A 2,089-nucleotide genomic window follows, 5' to 3' on the forward strand; every position below is an offset into this window, starting at 1 on the left:
GGGTGTTTGTTTTCCAGAGAAAAAGCAACTTGTTTTCAGTGTTTGCGACTACAGCGACGTTGGCGTTCATTTTCTTCTGGACGATGACCACGGGTGCCAAGGCGGAGCCGACAGTTTCGCTATCCGGGGAGACTATCTACTTTCCGATGGCGCATGTCGTTACGTTCCTTTTCCTGATGCTCGGGCCCACCAAGATCATTGGCCCGTTTGTGAAAGTCACAGAGGGCGCGGATCGGACACTGGAAAAGGAGATTGCACGCAATGCAATCATATTTTCGGGCATCGCACTTTTGATTGCGGGTCTGCTCGGAGAAATGATCCTGAGAAAACATAGCGTCCCGCTTCCGATTCTTGCACTCGCCGCCGGGGTTATTCTGTTTCTGGTCGCCATTCAGGACACTGTGCGACAATTCTCCTTTTCAACGCACGAGGCGGCGGTAGGGGCTAAGACAAAGCCATCGATGAAACTCGCTCTGGACCCGCTCGCCTTCCCAGTGATTGTAACGCCCTACGGCATTGCCGCGCTGATCGTGTTTCTGGCCTTCGCGCCAGATGTGAAAAGCCAGCTTCAAATAGGTTTGATCGTAGTTGTGATCTTGTTGTTGAATTTCTTGGCTATGCTGTTTGCCCGCAAGGTACTGGCTACGCTGGGTATTGTACTGGCGATTCTAGGGGCCGTGCTGAGCGTGGTGCAGGTCGCTTTGGGTCTTCAAATCATACGTCAGTCGCTATTGGCGATGGGTGCCCTATAGGCGGTGCTTTTTCACTTAATCGGTTCCCTGATAGAGAAATAGTTCAACAAGGAAAGAATTGGTATGCTTTCAGATCAGCCACAAGATGCCACCATGCTTTCACTGGGGAACCGTTTGGCTCTTGAGCGGACGCGTATCGCTTATGAGCGCACATTGATGGCATGGGTTCGAACAGGAGCTTCCATGATCACATTTGGGTTTTCGGTGTACAAGTTCTTCAGCTTTGAAATGGAAAAAACTGACGGCGGAGCATCAGTGATCGGTCCCCGGGAATTCGGGATCGTTCTGATCTTGATTGGGTTAACAACACTGGCGACAGGGCGGATCGAACATCGACGGGATCTACGCCAGCTTGCGAAGCATTATCCTGAAATGCCCGTGTCAGGAACTAGGGTCGTTCAGACACTGGTAGCGGTTCTTGGTGCTCTTGCGCTACTTGCCGTAATTCTGGGGGTGTAAGATGGGATAGTTCAAGTAAGAATTTCCGATAGATCAATGTCGGTGTTTGCCCATGTCTGACATCTTCGCAGGGCCTGCAAAACTGCCCTGCTACGATTAAATGTTGTTGTTTCACCTTTGCCATAATTAATCCGCCATACGTTGCGTTTGCAAACAATCAAGTCATCAGCTTGAGGAACTCTTTTGTCCCCAAGCAGCACACAAAGGAACTCTCATATGTATACGCCATCTCAGCTTAGCAGAACTTCAATTGGCGCGGCCGTTGGCTTGATGCTTCTCACAGTGTTTGCCTGCACAGATGCCAACAGTACGGCCTCCGTCGAAACTGCGGTTAATAATTTCTGCCAAAATGAACAGCAGTTGACGCCGGGGACGGCAGAATACGAAATATGCGTTGCCGAGAGGACGGACTCCGTTCTTCAAGATGCGGGCAAAGCGGCAATATTTTGATACAAACCTGAGGCTTCAAACATGAAATTGCGTACCTTCGCAATCTGCCAGAAATTCCAAGCGTTCATCGAGCTCTGGGGATGCTGTCGGGAGGGTGGTCACATCATCAGAGCCCTTTAAGACTCGAAGGTATTCACAATGTGGCACATATCGGAGTCTCAAGGGACGCGTCTGTTCAAGGGCAAGGGATCGGCACTAGAATGTCTGTTGTGACGCTGTTGTCGAACGACAGGATCAGGCGGCTTCGTCCGCGTCTTGATTGTTGAGACCAACCGCAGCGAAGGGGCGGTTTGGTTTTGGTGTCTCGCGGTGGGGTTCAACGACCGCTATTGCGAAATGAGCTGCAACGCGGCGACAGGTGTGCTGCAGATGCGAGGATTTTTTGCGTTAACAATAGCTGCGTCAGCAAAAGGCTGGATAGTCCCGCA

Annotated in this window: 2 protein-coding genes; both read left to right on the forward strand. The window is 51.0% G+C overall.

All coding sequences use genetic code 11. From position 1 onward, the window contains the following. On the forward strand, positions 1–752 hold a 752-nt coding region (locus tag ACSHWX_RS18540), incomplete at its 5' end, for a MarC family protein (protein ID WP_435669687.1). A gap of 63 nt (positions 753–815) precedes the next feature. Next, positions 816–1,211, forward strand: a complete 396-nt coding sequence (locus ACSHWX_RS18545; RefSeq protein WP_435669688.1) for a YidH family protein — start codon at positions 816–818, stop codon at positions 1,209–1,211. Positions 1,212–2,089: the final 878 nt, after the last annotated feature.

This window comes from Maritalea sp., from assembly GCF_051251695.1.
Classification (GTDB): domain Bacteria; phylum Pseudomonadota; class Alphaproteobacteria; order Rhizobiales; family Devosiaceae; genus Maritalea.